The organism is Bacillus sp. FSL W8-0640 (assembly GCF_038007725.1).
GTDB lineage: Bacteria > Bacillota > Bacilli > Bacillales > Bacillaceae_G > Bacillus_A > Bacillus_A cereus.
On sequence record NZ_JBBOXT010000001.1, the window covers coordinates 5,042,217 to 5,063,756 of the forward strand.

Here is a 21,540-nt window from a genome sequence, read left to right on the forward strand (position 1 = left end):
ATATAAAATTAAATTATATTATTCATCATCATCCTAATACTGACACGTTATTGCCGATTATTTTCAACTTTAATCTTATACTCAACATATAAATTAAGTGCTAAACCAGTCAAACATAAAATAAGAATTTGAACTTCAGCTTCTTGATAACTAGGTAAGAAGAAATACGAAACACTTACTACAATCCAACTATAAAATACACTTTCTATAAACAAGGACTCTTCTTCCTTTATAACCCTATATGCTTTCTTAAAAACCCTTAAAATTGACATGTTAAACATAAGAAATAACAACAAACCAATTACTCCTAGTTCATATGCTATTAAAAAGTATGAACTCTCTACATTAAGAAATTCACCTGTTAATGCTGATGCCTTAGGGCCAGCTATACCTAGACCAATACCAATTGGATTATTTGTAATAAAGTTAATTCCTTCAATCCAAGAATTCCAATGCCCTAATGAGGAAGAATCTTGTAAGGTTATTGTCTTTATTAAATAATTTACAATGGTATTATCAGGGTTTGTAATTAGCATTACAAAGAAATATAAACTACCTATTGTTGCTATAAAAACAATCATCATAAAAAGTTTTTTCTTCTTTTCTAACAACACGTATATAACTATACACATGATTAGTCCTAACCATGCACTCCGTGAAAATGTTTCTATTAAAGAAATACATTGTATTGTTAAAAATATATAGTATAACCATTTATTTTTGAAAAAACCTCTAAAATATACAGCAATAATTATACTAATTCCAACGAATACACCATAGTTATTAGGAACTGCCAACGTACCCATAGCTCTTTGGAACGTGTGTCCAGCAATAAAATAAGCTGGATCCAAGTACCCATTATTGCCATAACCGTTTTCAAATAAAAATTTAGTTCCAAGAATGTTAGCTTGAATTAAAGCCCATATCGCTAAAAGAAATGAGAATATCAGAAAAGCTTTTAAGAATCTAAATATTTTTTTTCTGTCAATTTTCAAATTATATGCTGCGAATAAAATCAAAAATGGCTCATAATCGTACCTATATCCACTTAAACCACGAATAAAATCAGATTTAATAAAAAGATAAGCCGTACCTAAAAATATAAAGGCTAATAAGTAGAAAAATGGGATAGGTAGAAACTTGTGTTTTTGACGATTCCTAGCATCAAAAAGACTCCTAATAAACACCAATATCAACAAAACATCCTTCCAAGATAATACAATATTAGCGGTTATTCCCGTTAATTGAAACTTATTAACCAATATTTTGCTTACCAACATAGGATGTAGCATAAAACCAAAAGTTAATAAAACTAGGAATAAAAAAGGATATCTAAAAACTAAAATTACCAATAAAACACCGCACACTAGTAGCAAAGATAGCCATGGATAAAACATTGTTAACACTAGCATTATTAAACTAAAACCTATGTACAAGCCTAAAAAAGTAAATTTATGATTTTTAAATTCCTTTTTTATTAATAATTCCATAAATATAAATACTCCTTATTTATTAAAAATTATTCTCCATATAGGATATATATATCGTCTTAATAATAAGATTAAAACTTTCTCTAATTTAATAAGAGGAATTAAGGTTTTAAATAACATTTCTTTCCCTTTGGAAATATTTAAATATTTTCGATGATATATATTTTTACTCTCTAATAAAATTTTTTGTTTTTTTAAATCACTAACAAACTTACTAATTGTAACAGAGTGATCATGAATATACGTTTCATTACCTAATAATATATTCTTAAAACCTACTCTTTTTAATTTGTAAGCTAATATTCTTTCCTCACAATATAAAAAGGTTTCCTCATCAAAATAATCTACCTTTTTTAAAACGTCTGCTCTTGCTCCAAATAAAGAACCTGGAAGGACATCAACTTCATTTATATCTTTTGATAAATCTTCCTTATACAACAATGGATCACCCATTAACCTTTTACCTACTTCAAACGAAATTACTATATCGTCTTTCAATGTTGGTAATTTCCAAGCAGGGACTGCATTCTTTTCATTAGAATTTATCATTGTAGGTGCTACCAAACCTATTTCACTATCAGACATACCTACTTCAATAACCTTTTTAATAACTGATTCCGTAAATAAAACGTCTGGATTGGAAATAATAACAAATTCTACATCTAATTCTTCTATTGCGTATTTTATCCCTACATTGTTACCATATGCATATCCACCGTTCTTCTCACTCTTAATAACCTTAATTTTGCTACTCTCATAAACCTTTAATTTGATATATGATTCATTTGTAGAATTATTATCAACTATAACTATATTATTAATTATATTATAATCCTTTATTTTCTCAATAAGGCCACATGTCGTCTGATAATCATTATAGTTAAGTATTACTACTGCCACATTCTGCTTCATTTAAATTTAACCCCTACTGATTTTAAAATTCACTTTAAAAATTAAACTTTAAAAGATTTTTCCCTAAACTTCGGTTTTTACTCTCCAATTCAAAAACACTATAGAATTCTTTTATATTCTTGATTGAATACTCATCTATAATTAATTTTTCAATTGAATTAGTAAATTCTTTTGATTGGAATAATTTAATTCCATTTCTAAAATCTTCAACATTACTTCTAGTCACACCAAACATACTTAAACCTTTTTCAAGTATCTTTCTTGTATTTATCTCTACATTTTGCTCGCTAACACCTGTTAAAACAATCTTTCCGCCAATACTTATAGCATTAATAATTTCTTCAATAGCACTTTCAGCACCATTCCCACCGACACACTCAAATGCAATATCTATATTTAACTCCCTTAGTTTTTCTTCTCCTATATAAAACTTATCTGTTACCAAGAACTCATTGAGCTTAGATTCATTTTTACCTACAATAAATACATCACCACTATGTATTTGTTTTAACACACTGCATAGGATATACCCTAATATTCCATCTCCCCATACAGCTATCGTTTCATTACCTTCTATTTTTATCCTTCGAATAGTACTCATACAAACAGAAATCAACTCACTAAATACCCCTATAGAAAAGGGAATTTCTTCCGGCAATTCTACCAAATTCCCTACAGGGTAGTTTACATACTCTCGAGCAAATCCATTATAATTACTAGACGCGAATAATGCATCTGGACAATAGTTTTCACCTAATTCCGATTTACCACAGGCATGATGTTTTTTATTACCTTTATCACAATTTGAAGCGATATTAGGAACCAATGCTACCTTTTGTCCCTTCTTAAACGTACCAGTCGGATCTTTTACAACAGTTCCAACAGCTTCATGTAGTAAATTCATAGGATATTTTAATGCCAAAAGCCTAGGATCTCTATTTCCAAGATAATATCTTAAATCAGCCTTACAAACTGCTGCAGTATCGATTCTAACTGTAGCACAATTATCTTTACTTTCTACCTCTTCAATATATAATTCGAATTGTTTAGGATTAACAACTTTAAAACTTTTTCCAAACATATTAAACTCTCTCCAATTTACTTAATTTTATAATTGATTTGAGTAATAATAAATCTTCTGGTGTAGTGATCTTGAAATTCAATTTTTCTCCTTCAACCAAGTAAACATCTCGATTCATCTTAAGGACTAATTGACAATCATCTGTAGCATCTTTCACTTTACTACCTATCACCTTTTTATGTGCCTCACTAATTATTGAGTATTTAAAACTTTGCGGCGTTTGACCTAAATAAAGTTCTTTTCGAGTAGGTACATCCTTAATTGTTTTTGCATCTAAGCTTCTTATAATCGTATCCGCAGTAGGAATAACTGTATCCACAGCCCCATACTCTTTTGTATATTTTATATTGTCAGTAATAATTCGGTGTGAAATTAATGGACGTGCAGCATCATGTATTACTACAATATCATCAGCTTCCATATATGTATTTAAATATTCCAGAGAGTTATAAATAGATTCCTGTCTAGTACTCCCTCCATCAACTATGGCTTTTACTTTATTAATCTCATACTTCCTCAGCCATATTCTAATATCTTCATGCCATTCCTTTAATGCCACTATAACAATACCATCAATTTCTGGATGTGTATCAAAACTTTCCATAGTATGAACAATCAAAGGCTTACCATATATTTCAATGAATTGTTTAGGAATATCTACATTCCCCATTCTCATACCTACGCCACCAGCTAAAATTACACCTATATTCATCATTTTGCTCCTTTGTGTTATAAATTAAGTTCCTTCAATATTAAATCCCAAAATCTTTTACAACTCTCTCCATCATAATAATGATAGTATAGTTTTTGTGATTGTTTCCTTATTTGCTCGTAATCATCTTGTCCCTTTAATACATCTTTGATGTATTCCATTAATTCTTCCATATTATTCAATTTCGGACCTGGCGTTTCTATATCATTTTGGAAATCTATAGCCAGCCCTCTATGCCTATCATACTTTTCGCTATCAAAAGGAATAAACGCAATTGCTTTTCCAATAGCTAGAAAATCTATATAAATAGAACTGTAATCTGTAATTAACAAATCTGTAGCACATAAAATTTTTTGAGTATTTGGTTCTTCCTCAAATCCCACGATTTGTACATTACTTAATCCCTGTATTAATTCCTTTGTAATGATTCCTTCTAAATAGTGACCCCTATACAAAAATTTACAATTCATTCCCTTTAAAAAATCGTTTAATCTATTAAAATCCTCCCTAGAAAATGTAAATTCATTTTTTAAATCGTATCCTCTCCAGGTAGGAGCATATAAGATTATTTTTTCATCTGAACCTATTCCTAGTTCTTTCTTGAAAATCCTTGTATTCTGTTCTATTTGATTATTATTAAATAACATATCATTTCTGGGTAGACCTAATGGAATATACTCAGGTAAACGATGTATTTCTAAAGTTTCATGACGCATATAATATTCCTCATCTCTTTGAGATAAGGTGACTATATAATCAACATTTTTTCTCATTGAACGATAGAAATTCATAGTTTTTTTATTATCTAATTCATCGTACCCAGGTGTTTTTTTAGTACCATATCCATGACTAACAAAAATACCTTTTTTACTAGTCGCATAGAGTTTTGTTGGATAATCAGATACTATTAAATCATAACCACCAAACATATCAACTAATCTTTTAACAAACTTAATAACTTTACTATCTTTATATTTATAATGATTTACATATTCTATTTTTAATTTATTATCGTATTCATTTTTTAAATACTGATTGTAATAATTTATTAAAGCGGTTATATTTCCTTCATTGTAAGTATTAAACAATACTTTTTTCAAATTTGCTCTCTCCTATAAAAGACTCTAACTTTACAATTAGAATCTATTTTTTTTAAATGATAATATAAAATTTTGGACTTCTGAGAAGAAACAAATTAATATCAATATTAATATTCCTGCTAGATAAATCATTCCACCTATTATTGTATTCATACCTAATGAGCACAATAAGAATAATATTAAGTATATAATCAAAAACATAGTTTCTCTTATACTGCTTTTCATATCCTTAAACTCTTTTCCTGAATACACATACCAAATATAAAATGATACACTAGTTGCTATCGCTATTGATTCTATCCCTGTATATATATATATAGCTAATAAATTCATCACAATATTAATTACCAACACACAAAATATGGTAAAGAAATATTTTTTTTGTCTTCTTTTTAATTTATACAAATTAGAATACAATGCATTGATAACAACAATGGCAGGGAAACTTACAAATAGAATAGATATAATCGATAAAGATTCTGTATATTTTACTATAAATTCCTCTACAATGAATGCAAATCCAAAATAACTTGTACTCAACAGTGCACCTAAAATTAGAAGATACACCTTAATATTATTTTCTATCAGCTTTTTATTTCTTGCTAAATGGGGATATAAGGTTGTTGTTAATGCACCTATTAAAACCGTAATTACCGTCATCATTGAGATCGCAAATGAATAAAAAGCGAAGCTACGAACATCCATATAATATTTAACAAACCATCTATCAATTGTATAAAAAATTATAGATGAAAAATTACCAATCATTACAAAAATACCTATGCGAAAATTATCCATTAAGCCTTCCCTATTATAGGTAGCTTTGATATATTTTTGTTTCTTCAAAAATATTAGTTCCAATATGACAAAAATCAAGTAATTACAAACTATATTAGCTAAAATATAAAATTCAAATTTATTGACTTTAAAATAAAAAATCAAAAGCAAGTTAAATATAAAAGTTATACTTGGTGCTAAGAGTGTTATTCTAGAATAAATTTTAAACTCTCCTATAGCTTGATAAAAAAACTTGAATAAGCTTTGAACATTGATTGGAAGGATACATAATGATATTGCGATGTATATATAATCATTATAATAAATTCCAATACCTAAAAATGTACCCATTACTACTATTTGAAAATATAAAAAAAATAAATTTTCACCCTTTAATACACTTAAATCTATACTATCCCTTTGTTTCCCACCATATTTAAGGAATAATCCATCTATATAACCCACATGTAATAACCCTATATAAGTTAAATATAAAGTAAATGTTTTCAAGTATGCATACTGATCAATGGGCATAAATGCTGGCAATAAAAATCCTGTCACTATACCTATAAAAAGGTTTAACACATTAACATTTAAAACTCGGATAAAATCTTTTTTAAAATTCATGTTCTCACCTAAAGTATATTTCCATATTTATCTTCCTACTATATCCATCACATATAATAATGAAGCTGTTTCAAAACCTATTTTAATAAGCGTTATTTGATCCTAATAATACTCTAATCGTTTTAAAAATAATCTTCACATCATAGGAAATACTTCTGTTTCGTATATATTCTAAATCTAACTCTACCATTTCAGAAAATCCAACGCTATTTCTTTCTGTAACTTGCCAAAGTCCTGTACATCCTGGAGTGACAAGTAACCTCTGCTTATCATATAATGTATATTCCTTTACTTCTCTCGTAAGTGGTGGACGAGGTCCAACTAGACTCATCTCTCCTTTTAAGACATTTAATAGTTGCGGTAATTCATCAATACTTGTCTTACGAATAAACTTACCAATTTTTGTAACACGAGGATCATCTTTCATCTTAAACATAGCACCTGATACTTCATTATGCTGTAATAAATCTTTTAATTGTTCCTCCGCATCTGTTACCATTGAACGAAACTTATACATTCCGAATTCCTTTCCAGCTTTCCCAACACGAATTTGTTTAAAAAAAACGGGACCCTTCGGATCTTCTACCTTAATTAATATAGCAACAATAATAAAAACTGGTGATAGTAAAATAATTCCACACAACGCACCAAATATATCTATTACACGCTTCATAAATAAATACATCACATTTCGGTTTATCTCTTCAGCAGCAAGTAACCCTTGTTCTTTTATTGTTTCACCCGATACTTTTTTCAAAGCCAATTCCTTTCCACCTCACCTTATACATTTTCAGTTTCAACAAGTTCATTCATATATTTCATCAGTTCGCCTTTCAATTCTTTATGTTGAAGTGCTATCTCAATCGTTGTCTTAATAAATCCAAACTTCTCCCCGACATCGTAACGAATACCTTCAAAGTCATAAGCAAATACACGTTGAACTTCATTTAATCGTTGAATGGCATCTGTTAATTGGATTTCTCCGCCCGCACCTGTTTGTTGATTTTCAAGGAACATAAAGATTTCTGGCGTTAATACGTAACGTCCCATAATTGCTAAATTTGATGGGGCAGTTCCTTGAGCTGGCTTCTCCACAAATTGACGTACTTGATAACGGCGATCGCTTTGTTCAATTGGATCGATAATACCGTAACGATGTGTTTCGTTTTCAGGTACTGTTTGTACACCAATAACTGATGACTGTGTACCTTCATATTGATCCATTAATTGACGTAAACATGGCGTTTCTGCTTGAACAATATCATCACCAAGTAATACTGCAAACGGCTCATTTCCAATAAATTTACGTGCACACCATACTGCGTGTCCCAGCCCTTTTGGTTCCTTTTGTCTTATGTAATGAATATTAATTTTTGAAGAAGCTTGTACTTTTTCTAGCATTTCATGCTTTCCTTTTTCTAGTAGGCTTTGCTCTAATTCAAAGGAATGATCAAAATGATCTTCAATAGCACGTTTACCTTTTCCAGTAACAATAATAATATCTTCAATTCCTGATTCTATCGCTTCTTCTACTATGTATTGAATTGTCGGTTTATCAACGATAGGTAACATTTCTTTCGGCATTGCTTTCGTTGCTGGTAAAAACCTTGTCCCCAGTCCAGCAGCTGGAATAATTGCTTTCCTTACTTTTTTCAAATCTAGTACCCCCAAAAATAAATTATTATATCTATATGTAGCAATAACAAAAACCCTACCTATAGAGTCATGGTTATAACTCTATAGGTAGAGTTTCTATTAGAAATAAATTATGGGCATCTAACCCACCCTCACGTCATACTCCCGACGACAAGCGTCTAAGGTAGGTTCGAAATAAAAATTTCTACCCACAGCACGACCGAGTGCCTCCGTTGATAACGGTTAGGAGACATCACCAGTTCTGTATTTAAAAAATACCGAACAATTTTTTACGGCGAATTTGTTCTGGATCTTCTTTATAAATTGCTTTCCCGCTAATTAATAAATATGGATTTTCTTTCAAATCACTCATAACATTCATTCCGAATTCTTTCTCAATTATTTCATAGCTTTCTGCTAAATGAAATCCTCTCGACGTCGTGTTATGTGCATCTGAAGCGACCATATGCGTTAAATTATGTTCTACAAGTTGAAGTGAAAACTTTTTAATTTTTTTACCGAATTTCCCAAGCAAACTCCCTGCTGTCACTTGTGTTAATGCACCTTTATTTACAAGGTTATATAACTTATCTGGCCGCTCGATTAACTCGGCATTACGTTCTGGATGAACGATAATTGGAATCATTCCTTTTACACGTAATTCGTATAATAATTGTTCGGCATAACGTGGTACGTGATTCGATGGAAATTCAATGAATATATATTTATTTGTTTCATTTAAAGTAACGATTTTATCAGCTTCATAGTCTTCTAATAAATTGCCATATAACCTGACCTCTTGCCCAGGTAAAATAGTAAGTGGAATATTATGTTGTTGTAGTTCATCATTTAGTTGTTTTACGTGATGAATAATTGAGGTACGTTCATTTATATATTTACCATTTTGATGATGTGGTGTTGCGACAATAGTATGTATTCCTTCTGACACGGCTTGTTGTGCCATTGCTAAACTATCTGTTACTGTCTGTGCACCGTCATCGATACCAGGTAAAATGTGACAATGTAAATCTATCATTTGTTTCATCCTCCCTCTCTCCTATAAAGATCTTTTTTCCCTTGAATATGAGATATTGCTCATATTCAAGGGAAAAAAGGAGATATGTTTTTACCATATCTCACTTTAAAATTAGTTTGCACCGTAGTAATAATATAAGCCCTCTTCACGTTCACGGTCATTTAGAACAACACCTAACAATTTACCTTTAGCCGATTCTAACAATCCTTTTGCTTTTACTGCTGTTTCTTTCTCTGTTGATTCACTACGAACAACAAGAATAGAAGCATCACATATATTTGCCATAATTTGCGCATCGGTTACAGCTAAAATAGGCGGCATATCAAAAATAACTAAATCATACATACTGTATGCTTGTCCAAGAAGTTCTTTCATTGATTTTGAACCTAACAATTCCGCTGGATTTGGCGGGATTGGACCACATGCTAAAAAGCTTAGATTATCTATAGATGTCGTTTGCACACATTTTTCTAAACGTTCACTATGTGTTAGTACGTTCGTAAGTCCAAAAATGTTATCCACTTGGAACATTTGATGCATCGCTGGTTTACGCATATCTGCATCAATTAATAATACTTTTTTTCCTTGTTGAGCAAACACAACTGCCATATTCGCTGTCGTTGTCGTTTTCCCTTCACTTGGGTTTGCAGACGTGACCATTAATGAATGTAAATTCGTGTCAACAGCTGCAAATTCAATATTCGTTCGAATATTACGATATTGTTCTGAAATTGGTGATTTCGGTTGTTGATGAGCAATTAATTGACGGCGTTGACGATGATTCTTTTTCTTTTTAAATAAATTAAGAGCCAATTGTTTGTCCCCTCACTTTTCTTGATGATGGAGCGTGTGATTTCACGTTCAATGTTTCTTCATCCATACGGGCTACAATACCTAATACTGGTAAACCAAGTAAGTTTTCTACATCTTCTTCTTTTTTCACTGTGTTATCTAAGTACTCTAGTAAGAATGCAAGACCAACTGAAGCCATTAAACCAACAACGAAAGCGATTACCACATTTAACATTGGACGTGGTTTAATTGGAGATTGATTTTCTGCAACTTCAGCTTTAGATAATACTGTTACGTTATCAACGCTCATAATTTTTGCAACTTCACTTTTAAATACATCTGCAGTTGCATTTGCAATATCACGGGCTAGCTTCGGATTTTTATCTTCAGCTGTTAAAGATATTACTTGTGAATCTTTTTCATTCGCAACATTAATCTTTCCTGTTAAAGCTTGAGCTGTCATATTTAAATTTAATTTTTCATTTACTTGATCTAAGATTACTGGACTTTTAATAATAACCTTATATGTATTTGTTAATTGAATATTCGTTTGAATTTCACCGGCTTGAATCATTGCCCCTTCTTGCTTCTTCTGATTAACAAGAATTTGCGTCGAAGATTGATAGATTGGTGTCATAAAGAAGAAGCTAATGATAGCACTTACTATTGCTGCACCAAAGGCAATTACGAGGATCATTGCTAAACGTTTTTTTAAGATATGAAATAACTCTTTTAGACTAATTGTTTCTTCCATAGGTTCCTCCAACTTTCTAAAATTTACACATAGGAAAAATTATAACATATAAATCTTACATTTTTCATTTTTAATAATTCAGTTTTATATTTGTTCACAACAAACAAGTTTAATCTTACAAAATTATCTTAAATATGACAACACATTCCAATGATTTCCCAAATTATTTATCATATCATGCTTTTTATACTATGTAACTTGAGAAATAAATTTCAAAATGAGAAAAAAGCCAATAAGTATTTCTTATTGGCTTTTTTCTCATTTTAGTAATAACCATACTGCTCTTTTTCTTCTCTTTTATCATTCAAAACAAAACCTAGTAGTTTTCCTGATGCTTTATCTAATATTTGTTTCGCTTTTACGATTTTATCTTTTTCCGTCTTTTCACTTCGTACAACGAGTACGATTCCATCACATTTATTCGCAAGTATTTGTGCATCCGTAACCGCAAGGACAGGTGGTGTGTCGATTAATATAATATCAAACATGTTATATGCTTCTAGCAACGCCTCGTCCATTGCCCGGCTCCCTAATAGTTCTGCTGGGTTTGGCGGGATTGGACCTGCTGCCATTAAGTATACGTTCTCTATATCTGTTTTTTGAATGCATTGCATAAGTTTTGCTTGTCCTGATAATAAGTTCGTTAACCCATTTGAAATATGAATGGCAAATAAGTTTTGTATCGTCGGCTTACGCAAGTCAGCTCCAATTAATAAAACTTTCTTTCCTTGTTGTCCGAAAACAACTGCTAAGTTTGAGATTGTCGTTGTTTTCCCATCACCTGGATCGGCTGAAGTAACAATAATAGAACGAACATGATTATCTACAGATGTAAACTCAATGTTTGTACGAATGTTACGGTATTGTTCTGTAATACGCGATTTAGGCTCTTTATGTGTAATTAATTGTCGTAATGGTTTTCTTTTCTTTCTCCCGAACATATTCATAATCTCCTTTTGTGAAATGCGACATTTCCCTTTTCTCTCTCTTATGCTCGATTTCATACGTCTAATTAATATTTTTGCTGATTTCCCTATATCTCATCATAATCAATAACATTCTACTTTGTCTTACTTAAGTACCTTAACAATATGACAATGCCTTTATTTCTTTATTACCTTTATCACTTATCCTGTTTTCTAGATAAATAATAAAGTAAGTATATGGTAATTACCATCTATTTACAAGTAATTTTCTGATTAGTTTGTACATTATCTTTTCATCGTTATATAGTAGAAATCAAAAAATCCCCTTGTCTTTTCACAAGGAGATTTTTTAGTACTATCTATTCTTTTTTATCACCAATCGCAAATGTGATTTCTGCCTCACATGCAACTTCACCATCTACTGTTGCGATTGCTTTTCCTTTTCCAATTGGGCCGCGTACGCGTGTCATTTCTACTTCTAGACGAAGCTGATCACCTGGGCGTACTTGTTTTTTGAAACGGCAATTGTCGATACCTGCAAAGAAAGCAAGTCTTCCGCGGTTTTCTTCTTTCTTTAATACTGCAACTGCTCCTACTTGTGCTAATGCTTCTACAATAAGTACACCAGGCATAACTGCATAGTCAGGGAAGTGTCCGTTAAAGAATTCTTCATTTGCGGATACATTTTTAATCCCAACCGCTCTTTTGCCTTCATCTACTTCTAATATTTTATCAACAAGTAAAAATGGATAGCGGTGAGGAATGATTTCTTTAATTTGTTCTATATTTAGCATGTAACAATCGCCCCTTTTGTAATATTGGTCTTACCACTTGGACATATTGCTATTATCCCATTTTGTTTATTATTTGTCATTACAAAGTAACATTTTATATTTAGCACAACTTCCTAAAAAAAATGCACACACTCTATTCCATTAAAATAGTTGCACATTTTTGCAACTGACACGGAGGTGGAAAAGAGTGTATGCCCAAATTAGGGAAAGGCAATATGTATTGAAACATTATTTGCCTTAATGTCGTATTCGACTCATTATATTATAAACGTTTTCAATTAAGGAAATATTAAATTTAACCATATATATGAATATTTTACCTGTTTCCTTCATATTTCTCTATTTTCCTTCCATTTTCGCAAAAAAACAAAATAAAAAAATATAAAAACGAAAAAAGAACTAAGGCATTAGCCTTAGTTCTTTCAAATCATCTCAAAGCACGCTTTGGTAATCTGTCGATATTCTCTAACATAATACCTGTACCAACCGCAACGCAGTGCATTGGGTTTTCAGCAATTAATACTGGTACTTTTAGTTCTTCTGCTAGAAGCATGTCGATACCGTGTAGTAAAGCTCCACCGCCTGTTAGAATAACACCGCGGTCGATGATATCTGCAGATAGTTCTGGTGGTGTGCGCTCTAATACGCCTTTTGCAGCTTGTACAATAACAGCTGCATTTTCTTTTAATGCTTCTGTAATTTCTTCAGAGCATACTGTAATTGTACGTGGTAAGCCTGTTACCATGTCACGTCCGCGAATTTCAAGTTCTTCACTACGTGCACCTGGGAATACTGTACCAACTTTAATTTTAATATCTTCTGAAGTACGTTCTCCGATTAATAGCTTATACTTACGTTTAATATAGTTTAAGATCTCCATATCAAACTTATCGCCAGCCATTTTGATAGAGGAAGAGGTAACAATATCACCCATAGATAGTACAGCGATATCTGTTGTACCTCCACCAATATCAACAACCATGTTACCGCTTGGTTGGAAGATTTCCATACCAGCACCAACTGCGGCTACTTTTGGTTCTTCTTCTAAAAATACTGTTTTACCACCTGAACGTTCAGCAGCTTCACGAATTGCTTTTTGTTCTACTGATGTAATATTTGTTGGACAACAAATTAAAATACGAGGTTTTGAAAAGAAGCTCTTTACGTCCAATTTGTTAATGAAATACTTTAACATTGCTTCTGTAATTTCGAAGTCTGCGATTACACCATCTTTAAGTGGACGAATTGCTACAATATTACCAGGCGTACGTCCCACCATGCTTCTCGCTTCTTCACCTACTGCTAATACTTTACCACTATTACGATCAATCGCCACAACAGATGGCTCATTTAATACAATACCCTTACCTTTAACATGAATTAATACGTTAGCCGTACCTAGGTCAATTCCGATATCTCGCGCAAACATTCCCGTTTTTTCCTCCTCGATATTCAAAATCAGGTTACACCCGAATTCTTTTCACCTAATTTCTGATTTTATCATAAATTTAACAGAAACGTAATATTCGCAAAAAGAATTCTTCTGAAAAATATTACCGAATGTGAACGGAATGTTTGCTACTGTAACATTATTGACGTACAGGCTTCTCTACATCTTCTTTTCTATACTTTTGTTTTGTTGCTTCTCCCCCTCTTAAATGACGAATAGACTTATGATAATCAAGAATTTCTTTCACTTCATTTGCGAGCTCTGGATTAATTTCTGGTAGACGTTCTGTTAAATCTTTATGGACTGTACTCTTTGATACCCCAAATTCCTTTGCAATGACACGCACTGTCTTTCTTGTCTCCACGATATACTTACCAATCTTGATAGTTCTCTCTTTGATGTAATCGTGCACACCACTCGCCTCCCTAATTTGGATGTGAGAAGGGTGAAATGAGCCTCGCTGCATACGACTAAGAAGTAAGTGTGAGTGCTGTTTGTAAGCGTTAAACATTCTTGGATTTATAATGAAATGATTCACGATTTCTCACCTCAAACACTCTCTTTGCTTTGGTTTATACCATTGTATTGCCCGCACTACTGATATATGCTACATGTTCACTATTTTTGCGGACTAAGTTAAGAAAAATTACGTTTTTTTGTGAGAAATACGTTAAAACTGACTATTATAGCGAAAAAAAATGACACCTTATATATAAGGTGTCATTCTTCTCGTTCCAATTCTTCTTCTAACAATTGATGGTGGGGAACCTCTTTCTTACCGGCAATGTAATAATATAAAGTGAATAAAACAAACAATAAAATAATAGCAGTCGACAGAACAAACAAAAATGACACAGTATCCCCTCCCTTTTGTAATATATATTCGAGAATCTCGTCATTTTTCCTTGTTATTGCAACTTTTTTCTCGAAATTGAGTATTTTTATATAAAAATAAAAAAATCAGCTCCCCTAGTGGGAACTGATTTTTTCACTTCATTATTCTTGTGAAGAAGAATCGTTAGATGATTCTGTAGAACCATTTGTTGATTTTTCTTCTTTCTTCGGTTCTTCTTTTTTGTCACTAGTTGAACCGCTTGTTGATTTCTCTTCTTTTTGAGACTTGTCTTCTGTTTTACTTTCAGGTTTCGTGCTCGTTGACTTCTCTTCTTTTTGAGATTTGTCATCAGCTTTTTTACCAGAAGCATTCGTAGCCTTTGCAGCACCTGCATCAGCTTTAATTTCTGTTACTGATTTATTTAAGTAACGTTCAGGGTTCACAGCCACATTGTCTTTACGTACTTCAAAATGAACGTGAGAACCTGCCTCTTTATTCATTGCACTTAGACCGGATGTTCCTAATACTTCACCTTGTGCAACTCTTGCACCTTTTTCTACTTTCACACTGCCTAAGCTTTGATAAGATACCGCTACACCATTTCCACTATCAACTGTTACAACATAACCAAGAAGTGAATCTTTTTCAGCTTTCGTTACTGTACCACTTAAAGCAGCAGCAACATTGAATTCTTTTCCATTCTTCGCAGCAATGTCAATTCCTTTGTTCGGGGAATATGTGTTGTTATAAAAGACAAGTGCTTTTTCTTGTTCCGCCTCAGTTGCTGCATCTTCATAGAATTTCTTCTGTACGACTACTTCCGCATTCGCGGCAGCTGGCATTTTCACTACTTCTGAAGATTTTGTTACTGGTACTGCTGGATCTTCCGATTGTGTATACGGTGTTGCTTGATCGTGGTTTGGAGTCTTCTTCGGATTAGCTCCTTGGAACCATAGCGCAACCATTAAGATTACCGCTGCACAAGCAATGTATAGTGCCGGAAACACCCATCTTTTTTGAAATAAATGTACTACCTTTTGCGACTTTTTATTATTTCTTCCTCGCATTCCATCATCACCTCAGCAATCATTTTGAACAATATTCACGTATCCTATACAACGTATAACTAATTACTTTTCGACAAAATCTGTAAAAATATGTATGAGAATTGCAAAATTTCCGAGGAAATGATAGAAAAAAGAAAAAACTGAGCACTTTTGGCTCAGTTTTTAATCTAATTGTTTCTTTTTATATACGATTAAACATACAAAGAGCGATATAATAAGCCAAACTGCAACATTTAATACATGCCCACTAATACTACCAAATCCCGCCCCACCTACTAAACTGTTAAGTGCTTTCACAATATGAGATGTTGGAAGATATCCAATCATCGTCTTAATTACTTTATTTTCAACCATTGGCTCAAACTGTACAGCCAAATACATCGTCATTAATATCGGCATTCCAATTATTGATGTTTGTGGTACAGATGCAGCTAACAATCCAATCATTGTTCCAATCACAATAAATAAAATTGTTCCACATAAGAAAATAAATCCTAGCAATAATAGATTTCCACTGAATTGATCCAAAATAAATAAGTTCACAATACAAATGCCCAATGTCAAACATGCTGTTAATATACTTTTTCCAAGTAGAACTTCAACCGAAGATGCCGGTGATAGCATTAATACACGCAATGTATGTTTTTCTTTTTCTTCTGCAATTACCATAGATTGAACAAAGCCTGCGACAAATAGGAAGGCCGTTATAGTAGTAATGCCTAACATTTCCTTTCCCGCTCCAAATCTGCTAAACAAAAATGAAAGTATAATTGGTAAAAATGCCATTAACAACACTTGTGAATTTGTCTTAAAATCTTGTACTTCTTTTCTAAAAATAGCTGATACACGTCTCATTGAAAATGTCATTATAATCCCCTCCCAGTAACTTCAATAAAAATATCGCCTAAAGTTGGTTCGTGTGAATGAATGGATAGTAATTCTCCTTTGTTCATCCATTCTGAAATACGTTTTGCACCTAATTCATCTTTTTGTACCGTTTCTTTCTTCTTATCCTTTAACACGACTTGTATTTGATCTTTCGCGTATTGTAAGCGAAGGTTCTCCGGTGTATCAAGTGCTACAATCTCTCCGCCACACAGGAAGGCAATGCGGTTACAAAGCGTTTCTGCTTCGTCCATGTTGTGAGTCGTTAAGAAAATCGTCGTTCCTTCTTTATTTAAGTCTTTTAAGATTTTATGAATGTTTTGTACGTTTACTGGATCAAGTGCAGATGTTGGTTCGTCTAAGAAGAGGATATCTGGTTTATGAAGGATTGCTCTTGCTAGTGTGACGCGTTGCTTCATTCCCTTTGATAATTTTTTTACTGGTGTTTTTTTATCATCTAATAAATTCACTTGTGCTAGTACTTCATCGATTCGTTCTTTTTTGCAATCATATAAGTCACAAAATAATAGTAAGTTATCATAAATGCTAAGTCTTTCATATAAGCCGCTGTTATCTGTTAAAATACCAATTCGTTTGTAATCGATGCTACTTGGTCCTGTAATATCTTTCCCTAATACTCTTACCGTTCCAACACTATGAAGCAATTGAGAAGTTAAAATTTTTACTGTTGTCGTCTTACCAGATCCACTCGGTCCAAGGAATCCGAATATCTCTCCTTGCTTCACCTCAATATTTACATTTCGAAGTGCCGTTTTTCCGTTGAAACTTTTCATTACATCTTTCATTTCAATTGCCAATGTCATTTCTTCATCCCCTTTGTTTTTCTTCTTTATAGATGAAAGTCGCTTTAGCGCTTTTCGTTCGTTTGTTTCGCTTTTCTTGACTCAATCATATGAAAAACAAAGGGTAGGCGCATTAAAATACCGGTAAAAGGAGTATTTTTACCGGTGAATGAATCGCATGTTGAGCTTATTAGAGCACTTTTATAGTCCAATAACACCTTTTAATTCATCCATTCGTCCTTTTGAAAGCGGGATTGAACTTTTTCTTTCGTCGTCTAAAATTAAGCTAAAACTATTACGAGTCCAAGTAATCACTTCTCGTACTCTTTGTAAATTCACAAGGTACGAGCGATGACATCTAAAGAAACCAAAACCTGTTAACCTTGCTTCTAGTTCACTTAATGTTAAAGCGCATACGAAATCTCCTTCACGAACGTGAATATGTGTTACTCCGTTTTGTGTTTCAATGAAATGGATTTCCATCGGATCAAGTAAAATGATTTTATCGTTCACTTTCGCAGGTATTCTTTCTAACTTCATTTGCGGAATTATTTGAACGACCTTCTCTTCATCGACTTCTTCTGCTTCCTCTTGTTCAATTTCTACTTTTTTCACACCGTCATTGTTTAGTATGTATACATCTTCCGTTAACGAAAGGGCATCCGATAGGAAAGATGACGTAATAAAAATTGCTTTTCCTTGCTCTTTCATTTTCATAATCGCTTTTCGAATAATAATCGTACTCTCTGTATCTACATTTTGCTCTGGCTCTTCCAAAACGACTAAATCCGGATTATGAATCATCACTCGCCCAATATGAAGACGACGTTTCTCTGAAAATGATAGTTTTTCTATTTTAACGTTTAGTTTATCTAGGAGACCAACATACTGTACGACTTCTTCTATACTTACCTTTGATTCATAAAGTCCTAATAGAAACTTAAAGTATTCCTTCACCTTCAAACGATCATATGCTTCATCTTTCAAAAAACAAAAGCCGATGCGGAAATAATTTTTCTTTCCAATTTCTTCCCCTTCAAACAGTACGTTGCCAGTTGAAGCTTCTTCTTCACCAATAATAATGCGGTGTAACACTTTAGCTGTATGATTATTGCATTGCAAAACAATACATTGTCCTTTTTCAACCTTTAGCTCAATTTCCGGTAACTGGTTCGTCTTCCCTAACTGTTTCAACTCTAGTAACGCCATTTCATCTCCCCCAAATGCCTTTTTATCCTATTATATCAAACAGTTAATGGAAAATTATGATATTTTAAACAAAAAAAAATAGGTGCCAGAGTTCTGACACCTATTTCTTCACCATCAGTTTTCCTTCATAATCATTCATCGTCTTTATTTCAACGCCTTTATAGTAATGAGCGACGATATCTGTATATTTCTTTCCTTCCGCTGCCATGCCGTTCGCCCCGTATTGACTCATACCAACGCCGTGACCGAAGCCTTTCGTTGTAACGATGATTTTATCTCCTTGTTGTTTCCACGTGAAATCAGAAGAACGTAAATCTAACTTTTCACGAACTTCTTTTCCTGTTAATGTTTTTCCTTGAAAAGCTACATCCTTTACGCGCTTTCCTTCCGTAAGGTCTTTAATATTTCCAACCTTCCCGTCTGCTAGCACTTTCACACCGAGACGTTTTTGAAAATCAGCTACTGTAAATGTTTGCTCGCTCGTAAACTTTGGAGAGGCTTGATCCCACGGACTATCTACACTTTTCAAGTACGGATAATCATTTCCCCAATAGTCAGCTGCATTTTCTGTTCGGCCATTACTCGTTGAAAAGAAGGATGCTGAAATTGGTTTTCCATCATACGTTAAAACTTGTCCTGCTGTTTTCGAAACGGCTTCTTCGATTTTCTTCAAATTATTTTCGTAGTTATTGCCCCATTGCTTCTTCAATTCATCTTTGCTTTTGTACACTTGATCTTTCACCGTATCTGTCACGTCCGCATTATTTTTCTTTCCTCCGCTTAGCATACGTTGTACTACAAATGTTCTCGCTGCTAATGCCTGCGCCTTTAGTGCCTCTATTTCAAAACTGGCATTCATCTCAGAAGCTACTACACCTGTCACATACTCCTCCACTGGTAATGTTTCTACCTTCTTCTGTTTTTCGCGATATACAGCAACTTGAACAGCTGTATCTACTTTTCCTGGAGCTGGTATGCTTTCTATCGCTGGAGGAGTTTTAGAGGCCGTTTCTTCCCCTACTTTTGCTTTCGCAAATGGAATAACAAGGGCTGCAGGTACAATGATAACGAGCGCTATTAAGAGCGCTACTGTAATAAAAAGTGGCTTTGAAAATTTCATCCTATTTTCCCCCAATATAAAAGCTTTACTCCATTCATTCTTATGGAACAACTCTTTCTTTTAGAACATACTTAAGGGGAAGAGTATAAAACAGAAATTTTCTAAATATTTTTACTGGTACGTGCATAAGTATAGAATTTATTGACTATAACAGTAATAACCCAAAAAAATAGCCCCTATGTCAAAAGACATAGAGACTATTTCAATTAAGCGTGAAGATCAGAAACTTCTTGTTCTTTCACTTCTTCTACTTTTTCGTTTACACGTTCAATAGTTGCACCTAATGCAGCTAATTTCTTATGGAAGTTTACATAGCCACGGTCAAGATGTTTTAACTCAGTTACACGAGTATAACCTTCTGATACTAAACCAGCTAAGATTAATGCAGCTGCAGCACGTAAGTCAGTTGCTGCTACTTCAGCACCTTGTAAGCTGTTTGGACCGTTCATAATAACAGAACGACCTTCAATTTTAATATCAGCATTCATACGACGGAATTCTTCAACGTGCATAAAGCGGTTTTCGAATACCGTTTCTGTAATCATGCTTGTTCCATCAGCTTGTAGTAATAATGCCATCATTTGTGATTGCATGTCTGTTGGGAAACCTGGGTGAGGCATAGTTTTAATATCAACCGCTTTTAACTTATCTGGGCCGATAACACGTACACCTTCGTTTTCCTCAATAATTTTAACACCCATTTCTTCCATTTTCGCTGTAATTGAGCGTAAATGTTCAGGTACAGCATTTTCAATTAAGATGTCTCCACCAGTAATTGCTGCTGCAACCATGAATGTTCCCGCTTCAATACGGTCAGGAATAATAGAGTGGTTTGCACCATATAATTTATCAACGCCTTCGATACGAATCGTTCCAGTTCCAGCTCCGCGTACTTTCGCTCCCATCGCATTTAAGAAGTTAGCTAAGTCAACGATTTCTGGTTCTTTCGCTGCGTTTTCAAGAATTGTTGTCCCTTTTGCTAATGTAGCTGCAGACATAATGTTTTCTGTCGCGCCTACGCTTGGGAAGTCTAAGTAGATTTTAGCTCCTTTTAGTTCTCCCTCAACATATGCCTCAACAAAACCGTTACCAACCTGTACTTTTGCTCCCATTGCTTCGAAGCCTTTTAAATGTTGGTCAATTGGACGTGAACCAATTGCACATCCACCAGGAAGTGCAATACGAGCACGACCGTTACGTGCTAATAATGGTCCCATTACTTGAACAGATGCACGCATTTTACGTACATATTCAAATGGTGCTTCAATGTTTAGTTCTTTAGAAGAATCGATTGTTACTTGATTATTTTCAAATACGACTTCAGCATTTAAATGACGTAATACCTCATTAATTGTGTATACATCAGACAAAACTGGTACTTCAGATAGTACATTCTTTCCATCACTCGCTAATAGGGCTGCAGCGATTATAGGTAATACAGCATTTTTTGCGCCCTCAACACGCACTGTGCCGTTTAACCGCTTTCCGCCACGGACGATGATCTTTTCCAAATTATTCCCCTCCGTGTCCTTTTT

Annotated in this window: 22 protein-coding genes; all 22 read right to left on the reverse strand. The window is 33.3% G+C overall.

From position 1 onward, the window contains the following. Positions 1-47: 47 nt before the first annotated feature. Entirely contained in the window at positions 48-1,490 is a 1,443-nt protein-coding gene (locus N2V80_RS26135; RefSeq protein WP_061655200.1) for an O-antigen ligase family protein, read from the reverse strand. 15 nt (positions 1,491-1,505) lie between these two features. Next, positions 1,506-2,402, reverse strand: a complete 897-nt coding sequence (locus N2V80_RS26140) for a glycosyltransferase (protein WP_061655199.1) — start codon at positions 2,400-2,402, stop codon at positions 1,506-1,508. A gap of 34 nt (positions 2,403-2,436) precedes the next feature. Continuing rightward, positions 2,437-3,483, reverse strand: coding sequence for an alcohol dehydrogenase catalytic domain-containing protein (locus N2V80_RS26145; RefSeq protein WP_098559618.1), 1,047 nt, complete (start codon positions 3,481-3,483; stop codon positions 2,437-2,439). A 1-nt stretch (position 3,484) separates the two neighbouring features. Next, positions 3,485-4,195 (reverse strand): 2-C-methyl-D-erythritol 4-phosphate cytidylyltransferase, encoded by a 711-nt coding sequence (gene ispD, locus N2V80_RS26150; RefSeq protein ID WP_061655609.1) that lies wholly within the window; start codon positions 4,193-4,195, stop codon positions 3,485-3,487. 17 nt (positions 4,196-4,212) lie between these two features. Continuing rightward, positions 4,213-5,295, reverse strand: coding sequence for a CDP-glycerol glycerophosphotransferase family protein (locus tag N2V80_RS26155; RefSeq protein ID WP_061655610.1), 1,083 nt, complete (start codon positions 5,293-5,295; stop codon positions 4,213-4,215). 36 nt (positions 5,296-5,331) lie between these two features. Next, positions 5,332-6,699 carry an oligosaccharide flippase family protein gene (locus N2V80_RS26160; protein ID WP_061655611.1) on the reverse strand — a complete coding sequence of 456 codons (1,368 nt, stop codon included), beginning with the start codon at positions 6,697-6,699 and terminating at the stop codon, positions 5,332-5,334. A gap of 82 nt (positions 6,700-6,781) precedes the next feature. Further along, on the reverse strand, positions 6,782-7,462 hold the full coding sequence (locus tag N2V80_RS26165; RefSeq protein WP_061655612.1) for a sugar transferase: 681 nt from the start codon (positions 7,460-7,462) through the stop codon (positions 6,782-6,784). A gap of 17 nt (positions 7,463-7,479) precedes the next feature. Further along, entirely contained in the window at positions 7,480-8,355 is an 876-nt protein-coding gene (galU, locus tag N2V80_RS26170) for a UTP--glucose-1-phosphate uridylyltransferase GalU (protein WP_061655613.1), read from the reverse strand. A gap of 247 nt (positions 8,356-8,602) precedes the next feature. After that, positions 8,603-9,370: a tyrosine-protein phosphatase gene (locus N2V80_RS26175; RefSeq protein ID WP_061655623.1), complete on the reverse strand. Its 768-nt coding sequence runs from the start codon at positions 9,368-9,370 to the stop codon at positions 8,603-8,605. 111 nt (positions 9,371-9,481) lie between these two features. Continuing rightward, positions 9,482-10,183 (reverse strand): CpsD/CapB family tyrosine-protein kinase, encoded by a 702-nt coding sequence (locus tag N2V80_RS26180; RefSeq protein ID WP_061655614.1) that lies wholly within the window; start codon positions 10,181-10,183, stop codon positions 9,482-9,484. Further along, the gene (locus tag N2V80_RS26185) at positions 10,173-10,916 is read right to left on the reverse strand and encodes a YveK family protein (protein WP_061655615.1); all 744 of its coding nucleotides are present in this window, start codon (positions 10,914-10,916) and stop codon (positions 10,173-10,175) included. Before N2V80_RS26185 ends, N2V80_RS26180 begins: the two co-directional genes overlap by 11 nt. A gap of 263 nt (positions 10,917-11,179) precedes the next feature. Further along, entirely contained in the window at positions 11,180-11,857 is a 678-nt protein-coding gene (locus N2V80_RS26190) for a CpsD/CapB family tyrosine-protein kinase (protein WP_061655616.1), read from the reverse strand. A gap of 344 nt (positions 11,858-12,201) precedes the next feature. Further along, complete coding sequence (fabZ, locus tag N2V80_RS26195) at positions 12,202-12,636, reverse strand: 3-hydroxyacyl-ACP dehydratase FabZ (protein WP_000931959.1); 435 nt, start codon at positions 12,634-12,636, stop codon at positions 12,202-12,204. Positions 12,637-13,063: 427 nt separating this feature from the next. After that, positions 13,064-14,065 (reverse strand): rod shape-determining protein, encoded by a 1,002-nt coding sequence (locus tag N2V80_RS26200; protein WP_000457978.1) that lies wholly within the window; start codon positions 14,063-14,065, stop codon positions 13,064-13,066. Positions 14,066-14,225: 160 nt separating this feature from the next. Further along, entirely contained in the window at positions 14,226-14,498 is a 273-nt protein-coding gene (gene spoIIID / locus N2V80_RS26205; RefSeq protein WP_000544012.1) for a sporulation transcriptional regulator SpoIIID, read from the reverse strand. A gap of 308 nt (positions 14,499-14,806) precedes the next feature. Further along, the gene (locus N2V80_RS26210; RefSeq protein ID WP_000008903.1) at positions 14,807-14,941 is read right to left on the reverse strand and encodes a hypothetical protein; all 135 of its coding nucleotides are present in this window, start codon (positions 14,939-14,941) and stop codon (positions 14,807-14,809) included. Between the two features lie 141 nt (positions 14,942-15,082). Further along, positions 15,083-15,988, reverse strand: coding sequence for a M23 family metallopeptidase (locus N2V80_RS26215; RefSeq protein ID WP_001214926.1), 906 nt, complete (start codon positions 15,986-15,988; stop codon positions 15,083-15,085). A 162-nt stretch (positions 15,989-16,150) separates the two neighbouring features. Next, on the reverse strand, positions 16,151-16,855 hold the full coding sequence (locus tag N2V80_RS26220; protein WP_000144441.1) for an ABC transporter permease: 705 nt from the start codon (positions 16,853-16,855) through the stop codon (positions 16,151-16,153). After that, positions 16,855-17,697 (reverse strand): ABC transporter ATP-binding protein, encoded by an 843-nt coding sequence (locus N2V80_RS26225; RefSeq protein ID WP_061655617.1) that lies wholly within the window; start codon positions 17,695-17,697, stop codon positions 16,855-16,857. The genes N2V80_RS26220 and N2V80_RS26225 overlap by 1 nt, the downstream gene beginning before the upstream one ends. Positions 17,698-17,877: 180 nt before the next feature. After that, positions 17,878-18,885 carry a LytTR family transcriptional regulator DNA-binding domain-containing protein gene (locus N2V80_RS26230; protein WP_061655618.1) on the reverse strand — a complete coding sequence of 336 codons (1,008 nt, stop codon included), beginning with the start codon at positions 18,883-18,885 and terminating at the stop codon, positions 17,878-17,880. Positions 18,886-18,985: 100 nt separating this feature from the next. Further along, entirely contained in the window at positions 18,986-20,005 is a 1,020-nt protein-coding gene (gene spoIID, locus N2V80_RS26235) for a stage II sporulation protein D (protein WP_000672663.1), read from the reverse strand. 206 nt (positions 20,006-20,211) lie between these two features. Continuing rightward, positions 20,212-21,516: a UDP-N-acetylglucosamine 1-carboxyvinyltransferase gene (gene murA / locus N2V80_RS26240; protein ID WP_000411274.1), complete on the reverse strand. Its 1,305-nt coding sequence runs from the start codon at positions 21,514-21,516 to the stop codon at positions 20,212-20,214. Positions 21,517-21,540 lie beyond the last annotated feature (24 nt).